1 protein-coding gene is annotated in these 298 nt (G+C 45.6%); it reads left to right on the top strand.

Going from position 1 to position 298, the window contains the following annotated elements; genetic code table 11:
* On the top strand, positions 1 to 298 hold a 298-nt coding region (locus E4T79_RS10845), incomplete at both ends, for a DUF1542 domain-containing protein (RefSeq protein ID WP_135030143.1).

Here is a 298-nt window from a genome sequence, read left to right on the forward strand (position 1 = left end):
ACAACTGGCACGCAAAGCATTAATACTATCAATCCAGAAGCGACTGCTAAGAATACCGCTAAGTCCGACATAGATGCAGCAGCTAATGCTAAAAAGGCAGAGATTGACGCTCGTCCAGACTTGACAGTTGAGGAAAAAGCAGCTGCCAAGGCGCAAGTTGATGCAGAAGTGAAGAAAGCTAAGGATGCGATCGATGCAGCAACTAGCAATGATGCTGTAGAAAGTGCTAAGACAACTGGCACGCAAAGCATTAATACTATCAATCCAGAAGCGACTGCTAAGAATACCGCTAAGTCCG

The sequence above is a fragment of the Streptococcus sp. LYSM12 genome (genome assembly GCF_004569635.1).
In the GTDB taxonomy this organism is placed as follows: Bacteria; Bacillota; Bacilli; order Lactobacillales; family Streptococcaceae; genus Streptococcus.